Source organism: Treponema endosymbiont of Eucomonympha sp. (assembly GCF_001028545.1).
Map to the genome: position 1 here is coordinate 1 of NZ_BBPW01000132.1, position 1,883 is coordinate 1,883.

Annotated in this window: 1 protein-coding gene and 1 pseudogene; both read left to right on the plus strand. The window is 61.7% G+C overall.

Annotated features, from left to right (window positions below):
- The first annotated feature begins 113 nt into the window (after positions 1-113).
- A complete protein-coding gene (gene cls, locus AWU74_RS05290) occupies positions 114-1,643 on the plus strand; it encodes a cardiolipin synthase (RefSeq protein WP_062328354.1) in 1,530 nt (509 codons plus the stop codon).
- 101 nt (positions 1,644-1,744) lie between these two features.
- Positions 1,745-1,883, plus strand: a pseudogene (locus AWU74_RS10430) (IS5/IS1182 family transposase); the annotation flags it as partial.

Genomic DNA, 1,883 nt, shown 5'->3' on the forward strand with positions numbered 1-1,883 from the left:
TTGAAGGACGTTCGACTACCGCCGAACGCACTCGTCTGGATTATTTCGGGAAGGCGGTGTATTTTATCCCTATGAAAACACCCCAGCGGCGCGGCGCGCTCGACGGATAGCGAATGAAGATTGCGTGGTTTTCCGCGCTGACGCTGCTCCTCGCGGCAAACGCAGCCGTCGGCGTGTTCCTGCTCTTCTTTGAAACCGACCAGCTCTCGCCGCGCCTCGTGTGGCTCCGCCGCGTAACGCTCCTTCCGGTCGTCGGGCTCGTGCTGTACGTCGTGTTTTCGGGCAGGTTTTTCACCCGCACGCGCCGTTTCCGCCGTGCGGCAGCCTCCCGCTTCGACTATTTCGACTTCGTGAAACAGGAGCAGCTTGAGTTCCTCGAGCGGCGGAAGACGCTCTACGCGCATTCGGCGGTGCAGCGGTTTTTCCCGCTCGTATTCTTGAATCTGGCGGGCGGCAGGAATGTGCTCGCCGCGACCGAACGTATAGACGTCCAGACTTCCGGCGCGGCGCATTTTACCTCGCTGTTCGGCGACATTGCGGCGGCGGAGTCGAGCGTCAACCTTGAGTATTTCATATTCCGCAGCGACGCGACCGGCACGCGCCTCATGGATTTGCTGTGCAGAAAGGCGCGGGAAGGCGTCTCCGTCCGTCTGATTTACGACGACGTCGGCTCGATTTTCACGCCGCGCGCGTTCTTCGCCCGTCTGCAGAAAGCCGGGGGAGAGGTCGCGGCGTTCCTCCCCGTGCGCGGCTGTCTGCCGGTCCACCTGAACTACCGGAACCACCGCAAAATCGCGGTCATCGACGGCAAAATCGCGTATATCGGCGGGCACAATATCGGCGACGAATATGCGGGGCTGACGCCAATGCGCCGTCTGCGGAATATCGGCAGGTGGCGCGACACGCAGGCGCGCTTCACGGGCACGAGCGTCGCGCTGGCGCAGGCGCTGTTTCTGACCGACTGGTCGAGCGTCGCGGCTACGGGCGACTCGTCCCCCGAAGAGCTGGCGCGGTATTTCAGCCACGCAGGCAGCTTCAAGCGGGGCGCGGACGAACAGAACGAGGCGCTGTTCGCGCGGGTTTTCGCCAAAGGCGCGATACCCACGCAAATCGTCGCCGCCGGACCAGACGACGCGCACGGCAGCGGCATGGAAGACCTCTTTATCAAGCTTATTGCGAGCGCCGCCCGCTACGTCTATATCCAGACGCCCTATTTTGTGCCGACGAAGGCGATTAGCGAGACGCTCAAAGTCGCCGCCGCTTCCGGCGTGGACGTCCGCGTCATGCTGCCGGAGCGCTGGGACAAATTTTACGTGAAGGCGGCATCGTATTCGTTCGTGCGCGAGCTGCTCGCCTTCGGAATCCGCTTCTTTCACTATCAGGGCTTCATCCACGCGAAAACCGTCGTCGTCGACGACGCGGTAACGTCGATAGGCTCCACCAACCTCGACCCGCGGAGCTTTTCGCTGCACTACGAGGTGAGCGCGCTGTTCTACGACGAGGGGGTGGCGGCGCATAACCGAGCCATATTCCTCGCCGACGAGCGGCAGTGCCGCGAGGCGAGGCGCGAGGCGTATGAGCGCTGCTTTTTCGCCGTCCGCGCGTGGCGCGGCTTCTTCCGCCTGTTCTCCGCGCTGCTGTAGCGCTTCACGCGCACCAAACGCTTCTCGTTACTCCACACGAGTGCCTCTGTTCTACCCTAGGTAGCGTGGACTAAAAAAGGGAAAAGAGGTAAAATAGAGGCATGAAAAGACAAGAAGGCATTCACCGGCACGATATAAGCGACGAGGCGTGGGAACGGATAAAAGAACTGCTGCCCGGACAGGCAGGGAAACGCGGGGGAGTGGCGAAAGACAACCGTTTGTTTATCAACGCGGTAGCGT